The sequence below is a fragment of the Burkholderia seminalis DSM 23518 genome, assembly GCF_902832885.1.
In the GTDB taxonomy this organism is placed as follows: domain Bacteria; phylum Pseudomonadota; class Gammaproteobacteria; order Burkholderiales; family Burkholderiaceae; genus Burkholderia; species Burkholderia seminalis.
Window position 1 is genome coordinate 691,959 of sequence record NZ_CADFDK010000002.1, and the last position, 14,798, is coordinate 706,756.

Consider the following 14,798-nt stretch of genomic DNA (forward strand, 5'->3'; position numbering starts at 1 on the left):
CCTACGATGGCAAGCATCGCTTATAGGCTCGACCATCATGACCACCTCCTTTCCCCACCTGCTCGCGCCGCTCGACCTGGGCTTCACGACGCTGAAGAACCGCGTGCTGATGGGCTCGATGCACACCGGCCTCGAAGACAGCCGCAAGACGTTGCCGCGCCTCGCCGAATATTTCGCCGAACGGGCGCGCGGCGGCGTCGGCCTGATCGTGACGGGTGGTTTCGCGCCGAACGTGGCCGGCTGGACCAAGCCGTTCGGCGGCACGCTGATGACGTCGGCCGCCGCGCGGCGGCACCGCGAGATCACGGAGGCCGTGCATGCGGAGGACGGCAAGATCGCGCTGCAGATCCTGCATACGGGCCGCTACGGTTATCACCCGTTCGCGGTCGCGCCGTCGAAGATCAAGTCGCCGATCTCGCCGTTCGCGCCGCACGAGCTGAGCGCGCGCGGCGTCGAGCGGCAGATCCGCGCGTTCGTGCGCTGCGCGAAGCTCGCGCGCGAGGCCGGTTACGACGGCGTCGAGATCATGGGCTCCGAGGGCTACCTGATCAACCAGTTCATCTCGATGCATACGAACAAGCGCATCGATCAGTGGGGCGGTTCGTACGAGAACCGCATCCGCTTGCCGATCGAGATCATCGAGCGCACGCGCGAAGCGGTCGGCCGCGATTTCATCCTGATCTACCGGCTGTCGATGCTCGACCTGATTCCGGACGGCAGCGACTGGAGCGAAACCGTGCAGCTCGCGAAGGCCGTCGAGCGCGCGGGCGCGACGATCATCAACACGGGGATCGGCTGGCACGAGGCACGTGTGCCGACGATCGCGACGTCGGTGCCGCGCGGCGCGTTCGCGTGGGTGACGAAGAAGATGAAGGGCGAGGTCGGCATTCCGCTCGTGACGACCAACCGGATCAACCGGCCCGAAGTGGCCGAGCAGATTCTCGCGGACGGCTGCGCGGACATGGTGTCGATGGCGCGCCCGCTGCTCGCCGATGCCGAATTCGTCGTCAAGGCCGCGCAGGGCCGCGCCGACGAGATCAACACCTGCATCGGCTGCAACCAGGCGTGCCTCGATCACGCGTTCAGGAACAAGATCGCGTCGTGCCTGCTGAATCCGCGCGCGTGCCACGAGACGGAGCTGAAATACACGCCCGCACCGCAGCCGAAGCGCATCGCGGTGGTGGGCGCCGGGCCGGCCGGGCTCGCATGCTCGACCGTGCTCGCGCAGCGCGGCCATCACGTCGACCTGTTCGACGGCGCGGCCGAGATCGGCGGTCAGTTCAACATGGCGAAGCAGGTGCCGGGCAAGGAGGAGTTTCACGAGGCGCTGCGCTACTTCGGCCGCCAGGTCGAGCTGACCGGCGTGAACCTGCACCTGAACCGCCGCGTGGACGCGAGCGACCTGATCGCGGGCGGCTACGACGAGATCGTGCTCGCGACCGGCGTCGCGCCGCGCGACCCGAAGATTCCGGGGCAGGACGGGCCGAACGTGCTCAGCTATATCGACGTGCTCGCGGGCAAGCGGCCGGTCGGGCGGCGCGTCGCGGTGGTCGGCGCGGGCGGGATCGGCTTCGACGTGGCCGAATACCTGGTGCAGGACGGCGAATCGCCGGCGCTCGATCTGCCGGCGTGGAAGGCCGAGTGGGGCGTGACCGACCCCGCCGCGACGCGCGGCGGCGTGACGCGCGCGCAGGTCCCGGCGCCCGCGCGTGAAGTGACGCTGCTGCAGCGCAAGGCCGCGCCGCTCGGCAAGGGGCTCGGCAAGACGACCGGCTGGATTCACCGCGCGACGCTGAAGATGAAGCAGGTGAAGATGATCGGCGGCGTGAACTACGAATTGATCGACGCGCGCGGGCTGCACGTGTCGTACGGCGAGCAGCGCACCGATCACGAACTGATCGAAGCCGACACGATCGTGCTCTGCACGGGGCAGGAGCCGCAGCGCGCGCTGCTCGCGCCGTTGCAGGCGGCCGGGCGCCCGGTGCACCTGATCGGCGGCGCGGAGCTGGCCGCCGAACTCGATGCGAAGCGTGCGATCGATCAGGGCGCGCGGCTCGCGGCGCGGCTGTAACGGGACGGCCGCGCGTCGCGGCGGTCACTCCATCTCGACGCGTTGCGCCTCGCGCTCTTCCGCTTCCAGCATCGCCTTGACGATCAGGTAGACGGCGGGCAGATCGTCGTCGTCGCGTTTCCAGTCGACGGCTTCCTCGATGTCCGCGGCGACCATCCGGCTGTCGCGCAGCCGGATGAAGGCATCGACGACGGCCGGATCGTTGCGGTTCAGGAAGCCGGTGTTCGAGAACGCCAGCTCCTCGACATTCAGCAGCGCCTGCCAGCTCATCGTGCGGACGGCGGCCGGATGGCTGCGGCGCCGCAAGCCGAGCGCCCGCTGCGCGGGGCCGCCGACGACACGCTGAAGATCGACGACCGCCTGCCGCGCGGCGCGCTCGAAGTGGACGGGATTGAAGCCGGGTTGCTCGGGATCGAATGCGGATGACTGGAACATGGTCGCCTCACTAAAGACCGTCTCGGGTGACGGAATTCGGGTCAAATGACGCAGAAACACTGTAAATATATACAGTGATCGACGCACTTTCAAGCCCCCGATGACAGCAGGCGGCAGTCGTCCGGCAACCGGGCCGGTTCAGACCGCCGCCGCGATCGTCTCCCGCAGCCACCGATGCGCCGGGTCGCGATGCACGCGTTCATGCCACAGCATCGACATTTCATAGCCGGGCACCTCGACCGGTGCGTCCACCACGCGCAACGCGGGCACGTCGCGCACCAGCCGCTCGGGCAGCATCGCGACGAGATCGGTGCTCGCGACGGCCGACATCACGAACAGGAAGTGCGGCACCGACAGCACGACGCGCCGCGTGGCGCCGACCCTCGCGAGCACTTCGTCCGTCACGCCGAAGAAGCCGCCGCCGTCGGGCGACACGATCACGTGTTCGAGCGTGCCGAACTGCGCGAGCGTCGGGCGCCGCTTCAGCTTCGGATGCCCGGCGCGGCCGATGAGCACGTAGCGTTCGACGAACAGCGGCAGGCGCCGCATGCCGGCCGGCGACCCGTCGCTCGTATGGAACACGAGGTCGATGCCGTTTCGTTCGGTATCCTGCTCGATGCGTGGCGGCACGAGTTCGACCACGGCGAGCCGCGTACCGGGCGCGGCCGAGCGCAGCGTATTCAGCGCGGGCAGCACGATCGTCGATTCGCCGTAGTCGGTCGCGGCCACGCGCCACGTGTTCGTCGCGGTCGCGGGATCGAACGGCGTGGCCGGCACCACCGCGCGCTCGATCGCTTCGAGCGCATCGCGCAACGGCTCGCGCAGCGCTTCCGCACGCGCGGTCGGCCGCATCCCGCGCGGCCCCGGCAGCAGCAGCGGATCGCCGAACAGGTCGCGCAGCTTCTGCAGCTGCACGCTGACCGACGGCTGCGACATGTTCAGCTTCCCGGCCGCGCGCGTGACGTTGTGCTCGGCCAGCAGCACGTCCAGCGTGACGAGCAGGTTCAGATCGAACCGTCTGAGATTGTCCATGGCTATACCTGGAATATCAGGAATTCATTTCAAATATACCTTCGGCAGGCGCATCCTGCAGTCATTCAATCGACGGAGTGACGAACATGAATGTGCTGATCGTGTATGCCCATCCCGAACCGCGGTCGCTGAACGGCGCGTTGCGCGACTTTGCCGTCGGGCATCTCGAGGCGGCCGGCCACGCGGTGCAGGTGAGCGACCTGTACGCGATGAACTGGAAGGCGATATTCGATGCGAACGACGTGACCGACCATGCGCCCGGCGCGCGTTTCGATCCGTCGCTCGATTCGAAGCGCGCGTTCGCGGCGGGCACGCAAAGCGACGACATCGCACGCGAGCAGGAGAAGCTGAAGTGGGCCGACGCGGTGATCCTGCAGTTTCCGCTGTGGTGGTTCTCGATGCCGGCGATCATGAAGGGCTGGTTCGAGCGCGTGTATGCATACGGCTTTGCGTACGGGGTCGGCGAGCATTCCGATACGCACTGGGGCGATCGCTACGGCGAAGGCAGGATGACCGGCAAGCGGGCGATGGTGGTCGTCACGACGGGCGGGTGGGAGTCGCACTACAGCCCGCGCGGCATCAACGGGCCGATCGACGACGTGCTGTTCCCGATCCATCACGGCGTGCTGTATTACCCGGGGTTCGACGTGCTGCCGCCGTTCGTGATCTACCGGACGGGGAAGATGAACGACGCGCGCTTCGACGAAACGCGCGCGGCGCTCGGCCGGCGTCTCGACGATCTGTGGACCACGCCGCCGATTCCGTTCCGTCGGCAGAACGCGGGGGAATACGCGATTCCGGCGCTGACGCTGAAGGACGACATCGCGCCGGGGCAGGTGGGATTCGCGGCCCATCTGGCCGCATGACGGCTGCCGCGCACCGCGTGCGCGGCGACACGGACGACCGTTCCCAAACGCAAAGCGACACGAGCGGCCCGCGAGACTTCACCGGCCGCTCGTGTCGTACATCGCGCGGCCGTGGGTCACGGCCGCGATTCATCGTGGCTCAGCGATCGTCGTCCCGGATCGACGAAGGGTGCCGGCACAGCGCCCGCACGTCCATCTCCATGTACGGGAACAGCGGCAACTGGCTCAGCAGGTCATGCAGCTGCTGCACGCTTTCGACGTCGAAGATGCTGACGTTCGCGTACTGCCCGGCGATCCGCCACAGATGCCGCCAGACGCCTTCGTTCATCAGCCGCTGGCACATCGCCTTTTCTTCCGCCTTCAGCGTGGCCGCCTTGACCGGATCCATGTCCGCCGGCAGGCGAACGGTCATTTCCACATGAAACAGCATCCTGCACTCCTTGAATGATCGATGCGTCGAACGCGGCGCGCGCTCAGGCCTGTGCGCGTGCGCGCTCGACTTCGCTGCCCGGCACGTGCTGCTTGTCCTTGAGCAGCGAGAAATCGAAGTCGATCAGCGCGAACTGCCCGTCGACGCCATACGGCTCGCCTTCCGCGCCTTCGGCCTGCTTGACCGGCGGGATCAGCCCGTCGCGCGTCGCGAACGCGAAGTCGTCCCACAGATGCGGATCGCCGTCGATGTTGATCTGCGTCGTCAGCTTACGATAACCGTCGGCCGAAACGAAGAAGTGAATGTGCGCCGGACGGTGGCCGTGGCGGCCGAGCTGGTCGAGCAGCTGCTCGGTCTTGCTGCCCGGCGGCACGCTGTAGCCGACCGGCAGCACGCTGCGGAAGCTGTAGCGGCCGTCGGCGTCGGTCCGGATCGAGCGGCGCAGGTTGAACGCGGGCTGCGACTGATCGAAGTACGAGTAGTTGCCCAGATGGTTCGCGTGCCACACCTCGACGAGCGCGTTCGCGAGCGGCGCGCCGTTCTCGCCGAGTACCCGGCCGCGCATGATCAGCGTCTGGCCCGGATCGGTGCCGTCGTCGAGACGCGCGTGGCCGACCGATTCCGGCGCACCGGCGACGTACAGCGGCCCTTCGATCGTGCGCGGCGTGCCGCCCTGGATGCCGGCCTTTTCCTCGGCCTCGTCCATCCGCACGTCGAGGAAGCGCTCGAGGCCGAGGCCCGCGGCAATCAGCCCGAATTCGCGGCCGGCTTCGTTCAGGTAGTTCAGCGCGGTCCAGAACTCGCTCGGCTGCACGTCGAAGTCCTCGATCGTGTAGCAGATGTCCTTCACGATCCGGTTGACGATCGCGCGCACGCGCGGGTTGCCGGGTTTCTCGGCGGCGTCGTCGAAGGTCTGCAGCAGTGCGTCGATGGCTTGCTTGTTCATCTGTGTCTCCGGTTTCGGTTGTCGTGTGGGGATCAGCGGGCGTCGCGTCGCATCCGTTCGATGCGGGCCCAGTCGAAGGTGATGCCGAGGCCGGGCGCAGCCGGCAGATGCAGCTTGAAATCCTGGTAGCGCAGCGGCTCGACGAGGATTTCCTCGGTGAGCAGCAGCGGGCCGAACAGTTCGGTGCCCCATTTCAGCGAATCGAACGTGCTGAACAGCTGCGCGGACGCCATCGTGCCGGCCGCGCCTTCGAGCATCGTGCCGCCGTACAGCTCGATGCCGGCCGCCGCGGCGATCGACGCGACGCTCGCCGCGCCCTGCAGGCCGCCCGACTGCGCGATCTTCACCGCGAACACGTCGGCCGCGCGGTCCTGCGCGAGTGCGAACGCGTCGACCGGGCCGTGCAGCGCCTCGTCGGCCATGATCGGCACCTGCGCGAGCTGCGTGAGGCGTTTGAGCCCCGCGCGGTTGGTCGCGGCGATTGGCTGCTCGACGAGGCTCACGCCGGCTTCGGCCAGCCGCGCGCCGGCCCAGATCGCATCGGTTTCGCTCCAGGCCTGGTTCACGTCGACGCGCACGTCGCCGCGCTCGCCGAGCGCACGCTTGATCGCGACCACGTGCGCCACGTCGTCGACAACCGCGTTCGAGCCGATCTTCAGCTTGAACGCACGATGGCGGCGCGCGTCGAGCATCGCTTCGGCCTCCGCGATGTCGCGCTGCGTGTCGCCGCTCGCGAGCGTCCAGGCGACATCGACCGCATCGGTCCGGCGGCCGCCGAACAGCTCGGACAGCGGCACGCCGAGGCGCCGCGCCTGTGCGTCGAACAGCGCGGTCTCGATCGCGCACTTCGCGAAACGGTTGCCCTGGAACAGCTTGCGCGCACGCGCCAGCGCGGCGCCGGGGCGTGTCGCGTCCATGCCCTGCAGCAGCGGCGCGAAGTAGGTGTCGATGTTGACCTTGATGCTTTCGGGGCTCTCCTCGCCGTAGGCGAGGCCGCCGATGGTCGTCGCCTCGCCGACGCCTTCGATACCGTCCGTGCATCGAACCCGGACCAGCACGAGGGTCTGGCAATTCATCGTCGCGACCGACAGTTTGTGGGGCCGGATCGTCGGCACGTCGACGAGCAGCGTGTCGATGCGTTCGATGGTGGCGGCAGTTGCTATCATGCGATTCCTCCTGTTGGTGCACATGGTAGGAATTCCCGCCCCGCGTCGTCCAACACTCTTTCCGACTACTTCCATACCTTTGAGGCATGAAATGGAATTGCGTCAGCTCCGCTACTTCATCGCCGTCGCCGAGGAAATGAACATCACGCGGGCGGCGGAGCGGCTGCACATGACGCAGCCGCCGCTGAGCCGCCAGCTCCAGGCGATCGAGGACGAAATCGGGTTGCCGCTGTTCGAGCGCGGCGCGCGGCCGCTGAAGCTGACCGATGCGGGGCGCGTGTTCTATGCGCAGGCGAAGCGCCTCGTCGACCAGGCCGACGAGCTCGGCCCGCTGACGCGGCGGCTTGCGCAGCTGTCGGAGCGGATCGTGATCGGCTTCGTGCCGTCGACGCTGTACGGCGCGCTGCCGGACGTGATCCGCGCGTTTCGCGAGGCGCAGCCGGACGTCGAGCTGTCGCTGATCGAGATGTTCACGCTCGAACAGCTCGGCGCGCTGAAGGGCGGGCGGATCGACGTCGGGTTCGGCCGCCTGCGCTTCGACGACGACCAGCTGGTGCGCGAGGCGCTGATCGAGGAAAAGCTGATCGCGGCGCTGCCGGTCGGGCATCCGCTCGCCGATCCGGCCCGGCCGCTGACGCTCGCGGATATCGCGAACGAGACGATGATCGTCTACCCGAGCACGCCGCGGCCGAGCTTCGCCGATCAGCAGCTGTCCGCGCTGCGCGACGGCGCGGTCGTGCCGGCGGCCGTTCACGAGGTACGCGAGTTGCAGACGGCGCTCGGGCTCGTCGCCGCGCAGGTCGGCGTGTCGCTGGTGCCGGAGAGTGTGGAGGGCGTGCGCGTGCGGGGCGTCGTCTACCGGCGGCTGCCGGAGCCGGCCGCGACGTCGCCGATCATCATGAGTCGCCGGCTGCACGGCGAAAGCGCGGCCACGGCGGCGTTCTGCGCGATTGCGCGGGAGATGATCGCGTCGGCGGCGCAATGACCGCCGTGGGTGCGATGAATCGCAACTAACGGTCTGTTTGGGCGGACGCCGCCGAATGGGGCCAGGGCGGTGCGGCGCGATGCCGTTGCGGCTCGCGCGAAAGCCGGCCGGCCAGCCTGGCGGTCGCGGCTACCGCTTCGCGTCGAGCGTCTCCGACGGCGATTCGCCGAACTTTTCCCGATACGCGATCGCGAAGCGTCCGAGGTGCGTAAACCCGCAATCGAGCGCGACTTCGGCGATCCGCCGGCCGGCCGCCGCGCCGCGCAGCAGCTCGCGCGCATGGTCGAGCCGCGTCGCGCGCAGGTATTGCATCGGGCTCATGCCGCGGAACTGCAGGAAAGCGTCGCGCAGCGTCCGTTCGGGCACGTTGGCGGCCTGGACGATATCGGCGAGCTGCAGCGGCTGCGCATAGTGCGCGTTCACGAACTCCTGCGCGCGCCGCACGAAGCCCGGCGCGGGGTCGCGGTGCGTCGCGCGCAGCACCGACGGCGGATGGCCTTCGATCAGCAGGTCAATCAGCAAATGCTCGAGCTGCGACGCGACACGCGGGTTCGCGTTCGCGCGCTCGAGCAGTTCGGGCGACCGCGCGACAAGCATCAGTTGCTGGCGCCACGCGGAAAGCGCGGCGTCGCTGATGTGCAGCACGGGGTCGAGCGTCGCGCGCGGGTCGCCGGTCAGCGCGCCGACGGTCGCCGCGTCGATGCGCAGCACGAACTGCTCGCAATCGGCCGACAGCACCGCGTCGAAGCGCTCGCCGGGCGCGCACAGCACGCCGGTCTGGCCGTCGACGCCGAGCTGCCGCCCCATCGCGCGCACCTCGGCCTGGCCGGACAGGCAGAACATCAGCAGGTAATAGCCGTCGACCGCGTCGACCTGCACGCGCATCGCGTCGCCGAATGCGATCGTGCCGATCCCGAGCCCGCCCAGCTTGACGAAATCCATGTGCGACGCGCCGTGCACGCGGCCGTTCGGCAGCAGTGCATGCGGCTGCATCACGCGCGAGATGCGCTCGCGCGTCTCGTCGAGATCGCGGGATTCGAACAGCCGGTGCGCGCGCAGCGCGGACGGCTCGAACGACGTTGGGGACATGGGCCTCAGCCTTGGTATGGGCGACGCGCGCTTCGATCCGACGAATGGGTCGCGATCGTGCGCCGGGTCGCGTGTGCCGTCATGCTAGCGCAGAAATCCGCCGAAAGTGGATATTGCGCCGCCGCAATCGCACTTTCCGGATAGACGACGAATATTAGCTTTTCAAAAATCGGCTCCATGCATTCAACGAAATCGATCGACAAGGAGTCCGACATGGAGCAGACAGAATCGCCCGTCGTTTTCGCCGAGCGCGGCGACGCATCCGACGTGACCTTTCCGCACGACGACGGCTCGCGCGTGCCGTACAAGGTGTTCAGCTCGCGTGCGGTCTACGATCGCGAGCAGGAGCGCATCTTCCGCGGGCCGACATGGAACTTCGTCGCGCTCGAAGCGGAAATCCCGAAGGCCGGCGACTTCAAGAGCACGTTCGTCGGCGACACGCCGGTGGTCGTCACGCGCGCCGAGGACGGCACGCTCTCGGCGTGGGTGAACCGCTGCGCGCATCGCGGCGCGCAGGTGTGCCGCAAGTCGCGCGGCAACGCGAGTTCGCACACGTGCGTGTATCACCAGTGGAGCTTCGACAGCCAGGGCAACCTGCTCGGCGTGCCGTTCCGGCGCGGCCAGAAGGGGATGACCGGGATGCCGGCCGACTTCGACCCGAAGCAGCACGGGCTGCGCAAGCTGCGCGTCGACAGCTATCGCGGGCTCGTGTTCGCGACCTTCAGCGACGCCGTCGCGCCGCTGCCCGAGTATCTCGGCGAGCAGATGCGCCCGTGGATCGACCGGATCTTCCACAAGCCGATCGAGTATCTCGGCTGCACGCGCCAGTATTCGAAGTCGAACTGGAAGCTGTACATGGAGAACGTGAAGGACCCGTATCACGCGAGCATGCTGCACCTGTTCCATACGACCTTCAACATCTTCCGCGTCGGGATGAAGGCGCGTTCGATTCCGGACGCGAACCACGGGCTGCACAGCATCATCACCGTGACGAAGACGAACGACGACACGTCGGCCGCGTACAAGCAGCAGAACATCCGGTCGTTCGACGAAGGTTTCCATCTCGAGGACGAATCGATCCTCGATCTCGTGTCGGAATACGACGAGGACTGCACCAACCATATCCAGCCGATCTTCCCGCAGCTCGTGATCCAGCAGATCCACAACACGCTGGTCGCGCGGCAGATCCTGCCGAAGGGTCCCGACAACTTCGAGCTGATCTTCCACTTCTTCGGGTACGCGGACGACACGCCCGAGCTGCGCGCATTGCGCATCAAGCAGGCGAACCTCGTCGGGCCGGCCGGCTACATCTCGATGGAAGACACCGAAGCGACCGAGCTCGTGCAGCGCGGCACGATACGCGATGCCGATGCGACGTCGGTGATCGAGATGTCGCGCGGCAATCCGGACCAGCAGGACACGGTGATCACCGAAAGCCTGATCCGCAAGTTCTGGGTCGGCTACCAGAAGCTGATGGGCTATTGAGGCGGGAGCGAAAAATGACGGAAGACATGAAGACCTGGTTCGAGATTTACATGCTCCAGAACCGCTATATCGGGCACCTCGACAACGACCGGCTCGAACACTGGCCGGAGATGTTCACCGAGGACTGCACGTACGAGATCGTGCCGAAGGAGAACGCCGATCTCGGGCTGCCGGTCGGGATCGTCCATTGCACGAACCAGCGGATGCTGCGCGATCGCGTGGTGTCGCTGCGGCACGCGAACATCTACGAGGAGCACACGTACCGGCACATGACGTCGGGCCTGACGATCGTCGCGGAACGCGACGGCGAGATCGACACCGAGAGCAACTACGTCGTCGTGCAGACGCGCAGCAACGGCGAGTCGAACGTGTACCAGGCCGGCAAGTACTACGACACGGTCGTGCGCACGCCCGACGGGCTGCGCTACAAGACCAAGCGGGTGATCTACGACACGCCGCGCGTGCAGACGCTGCTCGCGACGCCGATCTGACGAAGCAAGGAAACGACATGACCGAAGCAACGCTGGCCGAGTGGCATCCGCTCGGCGCTTTCGACGAATTCTCCGAAGACGAACCGGCGGCGCGCGTCGCCGGCCAGAAGCCGATCGCCGTGTTCCGGATCGGCGACGAACTGTTCGCGATGCACGACCTCTGCACGCACGGCCATGCGCGGCTGTCCGAGGGTTACGTGGAGGACGGCTGCGTCGAGTGCCCGCTGCACCAGGGGCTGATCGACATCCGCACCGGTGCGCCGAAATGCGCGCCGATCACCGAGCCGGTAAGGACCTATCCGATCCGGATCGTCGACGGGCAGGTGGAAGTCAATGTCGGCTGATCCGTTCGTGATCGTCGGCGCCGGCCATGCGGCGCGGCGCACGGCCGAAGCGCTGCGCGAGCGCGATGCGGCGGCGCGCATCGTGATGATCGGCGCGGAGCGCGCGCTGCCGTACGACCGGCCGGCGCTGTCGAAGGATGCGCTGCTGACGGACGGCGGCGAGCAGCGTGCGTTCGTGCGCGACGCGGCGTGGTACGACGCGCAGCGCATCGAGCTGCGGCTCGGCACGCGCGTCGACGCGATCGAGCGTGATGCGCGGCGCGTACGGCTCGACGACGGCACGACGCTGCCGTACGCGCGGCTCGTGCTCGCGACGGGGTCGCGCGTACGCACGTTCGGCGGGGCGGTCGACGAAGGCGTCGTGCCGCACTATGTTCGCACGGTCGACGATGCGCGTGCGTTGCGTGCGCGACTGGCGCCGGGCCGCCGCGTGGCGGTGCTCGGCGGCGGTTTCATCGGCCTCGAGGTCGCGGCGGCGGCACGCCAGCTCGGCTGCGACGTGACGGTGATCGATCCGGCGCCGCGCTTGCTGCAGCGCGCGCTGCCGGAGGTGGTCGGTGCGTATGCGCGTCGGTTGCACGACACGCGTGGCGTGGCGTTCCGGATGGCGACGCTGCCGCGTGCGATCCGCCGCGCGCCGGGCGGCGCCGCGATCGTCGAGACCGATCGCGGCGACGTGCCGGCCGATATCGTCGTGGTCGGCATCGGCGTGGTACCGAACGTCGAGCTTGCGCAGGCGGCCGGGCTCGACGTCGACAACGGGATACGCGTCGACGCGGGCTGCCGTACGGCCGATCCGGCGATCTTCGCGGCGGGCGAGGTGACGATGCACTTCAATCCGCTGCTGGGGCGCCACGTGCGGATCGAGTCGTGGCAGGTGGCCGAAAACCAGCCGGCCGTCGCGGCGGCGAACCTGCTCGGCGCCGACGAAACCTATGGCGAGCTGCCGTGGCTGTGGTCCGATCAGTACGACTGCAACCTGCAGATGCTCGGGCTGTTCGGCGGCGAACGCACGATCGTCGTGCGCGGCGATCCGGCGAGCGGGCCGTTCACGGTGTTCGGGCTTGGCGACGACGGCAGGATCGTCGCGGTGGCCGCGGCGAACCTCGGGCGCGACATCGGCGCATCGCGCCGGCTGATCGCGGCAGGGGCGGTGCCCGACCCGGCGAAGCTGGCCGATCCGGCGGTGAACCTGAAGACTTTCCTGTAACGGCGGCGCGCGCGGTGTGCGTGCACCGCATGCGCCTGCGCGGCCCGCGCGTTTGTCGGTTGCGGCGAAATCGGGGATATTAGCGGCATCGCCGATCCGCCGGTCCGCCATGACGCCAGACAAAGCCCTCGAACTGAAACGCAGCAAGCGCCGCGCGCTGTGGCTGCTGCTGGCCGCCGTCGCGGTGTTCGTCACGACGATCCTGCTGCCGCGCGGCCCGTGGGTCGACGGCTTCAAGGCCGTGGCCGAAGCCGCGATGGTCGGCGCGCTCGCCGACTGGTTCGCGGTCGTCGCGCTGTTCCGCCGCGTGCCGATTCCGTTCGTGTCGCGCCATACCGAGATCATTCCGAAGAACAAGGACAAGATCGCCGACAACCTCGCGGTGTTCGTGCGCGAGAAGTTCCTCGGCCCCGACGCGCTCGCCGCGCAGATCCGCCAGCACGATCCCGCGCGGAAACTCGGTGCGTGGCTCGGCGAGCCGGCGAACACCGATGCGCTCGGCGGCTACGTGACGAGGCTGATGAGTTTCGCGCTCGACATGACCGACGACGCGCGGATCCAGACGTTCGTGCACGACGCGTTCCGCGCGGTGCTCGACCGGGTCGACCTGTCGCAGTCGGCCGGCGCGATCCTCGATACGCTGACGAAGGACGGCCGCCACCAGGCGCTGCTCGACGACGCGATAGAACAGGTAGTGGACGTGCTCGACAAGGAGGAGAACCGAGAGGTGATCGCGGGCTTCATCGTCGAATGGCTGAAGACGCAATACCCGAAGGTCGAGAAGATCATGCCGACGCAATGGTTCGGCGAGAACGGCGCGCGGATGCTCGCGAGCGCGGTGAGCCGCGTGCTCGAAGGCGTGGCGGCCGACCCCGAGCACGAGCTGCGGCAGCGCTTCGACCGGACGGTCGCGCGACTGACCGAGCGGCTGAAGCACGATCCGGCGTTCGTCGCGAAGGGCGAGGAGATCAAGCGCTATATCCGCGACGGCGATGCATTCAACGAGTATGCGCGCGACTTGTGGGACCAGTTGCGCGCGTGGCTGAAGGCCGATCTTGCCCGCGCCGATTCGGCGCTGCACCGGCAGGCCGCGACGCTGGGCGGCTGGCTCGGCGCGCGGCTGTCGGAGAGCCCGGCGCTGCGCGCGTCGCTGAACGAGCATGTCGAGAAGGCCGTGCACGAGATGGCGCCGGATTTCGCCGATTTCCTGATGCGCCACATTCGCGATACGGTGCGCAACTGGGATGCGCGCGAGATGTCGCGGCAGATCGAATTGAACATCGGCAAGGATCTGCAGTACATCCGCATCAACGGCACGCTGGTCGGCGGGCTGATCGGGCTCGGGCTGTATCTGGTGTCGCTGGTGCCGCGCTGGGCGGCGGGGTGGCTGCCTTGACGCGCCCATGCCGTTGAACGGCGGCGCCGGCGCGGCCACGAGTACCGCACAACGGGCGCGATGCCGGGCACGCGCTTTTTTTGTCATGCGTGCGCTTTCGCGCCGTGCAGCTGCAGGCCGAGCGCCTTGATGACTTTCAGGATCGTGCCGAAGCTCGGATTGCCGTCGTGCGACAGCGCCTTGTACAACCCTTCGCGCGACAGGCCCGCATCGCGCGCGACCTGCGACATGCCGCGTGCGCGTGCGATCACGCCGAGCGCGTGCGCGATGAAGGCCGGATCGTCGCCGGCCTCCTGCAGGCAGGCCTCGAAGTAGTCGGCCATGTCGTCTTCGGTTTTCAGGGGTTCGGCCGAATCCCACGGCCGGGTGCGGATCTTGTCCATCGATCACTCCATGTCGAGGCGCGCGAGCATCGCGTGCGCGGCGCGTATGTCGGCCAGTTGCGTCGATTGATCGCCGCCGCAGCGCAGGATGACCCGGATCGGTCCGCGCCGAACGGAGTAGACGCGATAGCCGGGGCCATGGTCGATCCGCATTTCGACGACCGGCGAGCCGGCGGACTTCCGGTCGCCCGGGTTGTCCATCGACAGGCGGTCGATGCGAGCCTGGATGCGGCGCTTCGTGACGCGATCCTGCCGGCCGGCAAACCAGGCGTCGAAGACGTCGGTGGTTCGGGCACTGAACGTAGGTGCACGGTAGGGCGTCGATGGCAGTATGTCAACCATGGTTCACAGAAAAAAGGGGCGGTGGCAAGTCGATTCGCGGCTGCTGCGGTAGGGCCGTCCGCCTCGCTTGGGTGCCGATTGGCCGTTCGGCCGAAGTCGAAATCTTTCGAATCCGTCTACAATCAAA

At 67.8% G+C, this 14,798-nt stretch carries 16 protein-coding genes; 8 read left to right on the forward strand and 8 right to left on the reverse strand.

All coding sequences use genetic code 11. The annotated features are described in order from the left end of the window. Positions 1-37 precede the first annotated feature (37 nt). The gene (locus HWX00_RS09650) at positions 38-2,071 is read left to right on the forward strand and encodes an NADPH-dependent 2,4-dienoyl-CoA reductase (RefSeq protein ID WP_175027452.1); all 2,034 of its coding nucleotides are present in this window, start codon (positions 38-40) and stop codon (positions 2,069-2,071) included. Between the two features lie 24 nt (positions 2,072-2,095). Here the strand turns inward: HWX00_RS09650 and HWX00_RS09655 are convergent, their stop codons facing one another. Both HWX00_RS09655 and HWX00_RS09660 read right to left on the reverse strand, forming a co-directional pair. Beyond that, positions 2,096-2,506, reverse strand: a complete 411-nt coding sequence (locus tag HWX00_RS09655; protein WP_049036155.1) for a DUF2471 family protein — start codon at positions 2,504-2,506, stop codon at positions 2,096-2,098. Between the two features lie 138 nt (positions 2,507-2,644). Next, a complete protein-coding gene (locus HWX00_RS09660; RefSeq protein ID WP_175027451.1) occupies positions 2,645-3,538 on the reverse strand; it encodes a LysR family transcriptional regulator in 894 nt (297 codons plus the stop codon). Between the two features lie 86 nt (positions 3,539-3,624). On the opposite strand from HWX00_RS09660, the gene HWX00_RS09665 reads away from it, so the two are divergent. Next, positions 3,625-4,404: an NAD(P)H-dependent oxidoreductase gene (locus HWX00_RS09665; RefSeq protein WP_175027450.1), complete on the forward strand. Its 780-nt coding sequence runs from the start codon at positions 3,625-3,627 to the stop codon at positions 4,402-4,404. A gap of 139 nt (positions 4,405-4,543) precedes the next feature. On the opposite strand, the gene catC is transcribed toward HWX00_RS09665, so the two are convergent. The 3 genes from catC to HWX00_RS09680 are packed head-to-tail and all read right to left on the reverse strand — an operon-like array spanning position 4,544 to position 6,946. Beyond that, a complete protein-coding gene (gene catC / locus HWX00_RS09670; RefSeq protein ID WP_034185653.1) occupies positions 4,544-4,834 on the reverse strand; it encodes a muconolactone Delta-isomerase in 291 nt (96 codons plus the stop codon). Between the two features lie 43 nt (positions 4,835-4,877). Further along, entirely contained in the window at positions 4,878-5,780 is a 903-nt protein-coding gene (gene catA / locus HWX00_RS09675) for a catechol 1,2-dioxygenase (RefSeq protein WP_175027449.1), read from the reverse strand. A 32-nt stretch (positions 5,781-5,812) separates the two neighbouring features. Beyond that, the gene (locus HWX00_RS09680; RefSeq protein WP_175027448.1) at positions 5,813-6,946 is read right to left on the reverse strand and encodes a muconate/chloromuconate family cycloisomerase; all 1,134 of its coding nucleotides are present in this window, start codon (positions 6,944-6,946) and stop codon (positions 5,813-5,815) included. Between the two features lie 91 nt (positions 6,947-7,037). On the opposite strand from HWX00_RS09680, the gene HWX00_RS09685 reads away from it, so the two are divergent. After that, complete coding sequence (locus HWX00_RS09685; protein ID WP_175027447.1) at positions 7,038-7,931, forward strand: LysR family transcriptional regulator; 894 nt, start codon at positions 7,038-7,040, stop codon at positions 7,929-7,931. A 129-nt stretch (positions 7,932-8,060) separates the two neighbouring features. Here the strand turns inward: HWX00_RS09685 and andR are convergent, their stop codons facing one another. Next, positions 8,061-9,020 carry an anthranilate 1,2-dioxygenase regulatory protein AndR gene (gene andR, locus HWX00_RS09690; RefSeq protein ID WP_034185657.1) on the reverse strand — a complete coding sequence of 320 codons (960 nt, stop codon included), beginning with the start codon at positions 9,018-9,020 and terminating at the stop codon, positions 8,061-8,063. Positions 9,021-9,233: 213 nt separating this feature from the next. Here andR and andAc point away from each other — a divergent pair, with 213 nt between their 5' ends. The 5 genes from andAc (at position 9,234) to HWX00_RS09715 (ending at position 13,946) form a co-directional block, all read left to right on the forward strand. Beyond that, entirely contained in the window at positions 9,234-10,505 is a 1,272-nt protein-coding gene (gene andAc, locus HWX00_RS09695; RefSeq protein WP_049029683.1) for an anthranilate 1,2-dioxygenase large subunit AndAc, read from the forward strand. A gap of 14 nt (positions 10,506-10,519) precedes the next feature. Then, on the forward strand, positions 10,520-10,996 hold the full coding sequence (gene andAd / locus HWX00_RS09700; protein WP_175027446.1) for an anthranilate 1,2-dioxygenase small subunit AndAd: 477 nt from the start codon (positions 10,520-10,522) through the stop codon (positions 10,994-10,996). A 17-nt stretch (positions 10,997-11,013) separates the two neighbouring features. Beyond that, the gene (gene andAb, locus HWX00_RS09705) at positions 11,014-11,340 is read left to right on the forward strand and encodes an anthranilate 1,2-dioxygenase ferredoxin subunit AndAb (RefSeq protein ID WP_006479527.1); all 327 of its coding nucleotides are present in this window, start codon (positions 11,014-11,016) and stop codon (positions 11,338-11,340) included. After that, the gene (andAa, locus tag HWX00_RS09710) at positions 11,330-12,550 is read left to right on the forward strand and encodes an anthranilate 1,2-dioxygenase system ferredoxin--NAD(+) reductase (protein ID WP_175027445.1); all 1,221 of its coding nucleotides are present in this window, start codon (positions 11,330-11,332) and stop codon (positions 12,548-12,550) included. The genes andAb and andAa overlap by 11 nt, the downstream gene beginning before the upstream one ends. Before the next feature lie 109 nt (positions 12,551-12,659). Further along, positions 12,660-13,946, forward strand: coding sequence for a DUF445 domain-containing protein (locus HWX00_RS09715; RefSeq protein ID WP_034185659.1), 1,287 nt, complete (start codon positions 12,660-12,662; stop codon positions 13,944-13,946). 83 nt (positions 13,947-14,029) lie between these two features. Here HWX00_RS09715 and HWX00_RS09720 read toward each other — a convergent pair whose 3' ends face one another. Both HWX00_RS09720 and HWX00_RS09725 read right to left on the reverse strand, forming a co-directional pair. Further along, complete coding sequence (locus tag HWX00_RS09720; protein ID WP_034185660.1) at positions 14,030-14,329, reverse strand: addiction module antidote protein; 300 nt, start codon at positions 14,327-14,329, stop codon at positions 14,030-14,032. Positions 14,330-14,332: 3 nt separating this feature from the next. Continuing rightward, a complete protein-coding gene (locus tag HWX00_RS09725) occupies positions 14,333-14,671 on the reverse strand; it encodes a type II toxin-antitoxin system RelE/ParE family toxin (protein ID WP_175027444.1) in 339 nt (112 codons plus the stop codon). Positions 14,672-14,798 lie beyond the last annotated feature (127 nt).

What these genes read in the sequence shown, in the direction of transcription:
- andAc (WP_049029683.1), top strand. Translation starts at nt 9,234, where the DNA reads ATGGAGCAGACAGAATCGCCCGTCGTTTTCGCCGAGCGCGGCGACGCA.
- andAb (WP_006479527.1), top strand. Translation starts at nt 11,014, where the DNA reads ATGACCGAAGCAACGCTGGCCGAGTGGCATCCGCTCGGCGCTTTCGAC.
- HWX00_RS09660 (WP_175027451.1), bottom strand. Translation starts at nt 3,538, where the DNA reads ATGGACAATCTCAGACGGTTCGATCTGAACCTGCTCGTCACGCTGGAC.
- HWX00_RS09715 (WP_034185659.1), top strand. Translation starts at nt 12,660, where the DNA reads ATGACGCCAGACAAAGCCCTCGAACTGAAACGCAGCAAGCGCCGCGCG.
- HWX00_RS09680 (WP_175027448.1), bottom strand. Translation starts at nt 6,946, where the DNA reads ATGATAGCAACTGCCGCCACCATCGAACGCATCGACACGCTGCTCGTC.
- andAa (WP_175027445.1), top strand. Translation starts at nt 11,330, where the DNA reads ATGTCGGCTGATCCGTTCGTGATCGTCGGCGCCGGCCATGCGGCGCGG.
- catC (WP_034185653.1), bottom strand. Translation starts at nt 4,834, where the DNA reads ATGCTGTTTCATGTGGAAATGACCGTTCGCCTGCCGGCGGACATGGAT.
- andR (WP_034185657.1), bottom strand. Translation starts at nt 9,020, where the DNA reads ATGTCCCCAACGTCGTTCGAGCCGTCCGCGCTGCGCGCGCACCGGCTG.
- HWX00_RS09665 (WP_175027450.1), top strand. Translation starts at nt 3,625, where the DNA reads ATGAATGTGCTGATCGTGTATGCCCATCCCGAACCGCGGTCGCTGAAC.
- HWX00_RS09720 (WP_034185660.1), bottom strand. Translation starts at nt 14,329, where the DNA reads ATGGACAAGATCCGCACCCGGCCGTGGGATTCGGCCGAACCCCTGAAA.
- HWX00_RS09685 (WP_175027447.1), top strand. Translation starts at nt 7,038, where the DNA reads ATGGAATTGCGTCAGCTCCGCTACTTCATCGCCGTCGCCGAGGAAATG.
- HWX00_RS09655 (WP_049036155.1), bottom strand. Translation starts at nt 2,506, where the DNA reads ATGTTCCAGTCATCCGCATTCGATCCCGAGCAACCCGGCTTCAATCCC.
- andAd (WP_175027446.1), top strand. Translation starts at nt 10,520, where the DNA reads ATGACGGAAGACATGAAGACCTGGTTCGAGATTTACATGCTCCAGAAC.
- catA (WP_175027449.1), bottom strand. Translation starts at nt 5,780, where the DNA reads ATGAACAAGCAAGCCATCGACGCACTGCTGCAGACCTTCGACGACGCC.
- HWX00_RS09725 (WP_175027444.1), bottom strand. Translation starts at nt 14,671, where the DNA reads ATGGTTGACATACTGCCATCGACGCCCTACCGTGCACCTACGTTCAGT.
- HWX00_RS09650 (WP_175027452.1), top strand. Translation starts at nt 38, where the DNA reads ATGACCACCTCCTTTCCCCACCTGCTCGCGCCGCTCGACCTGGGCTTC.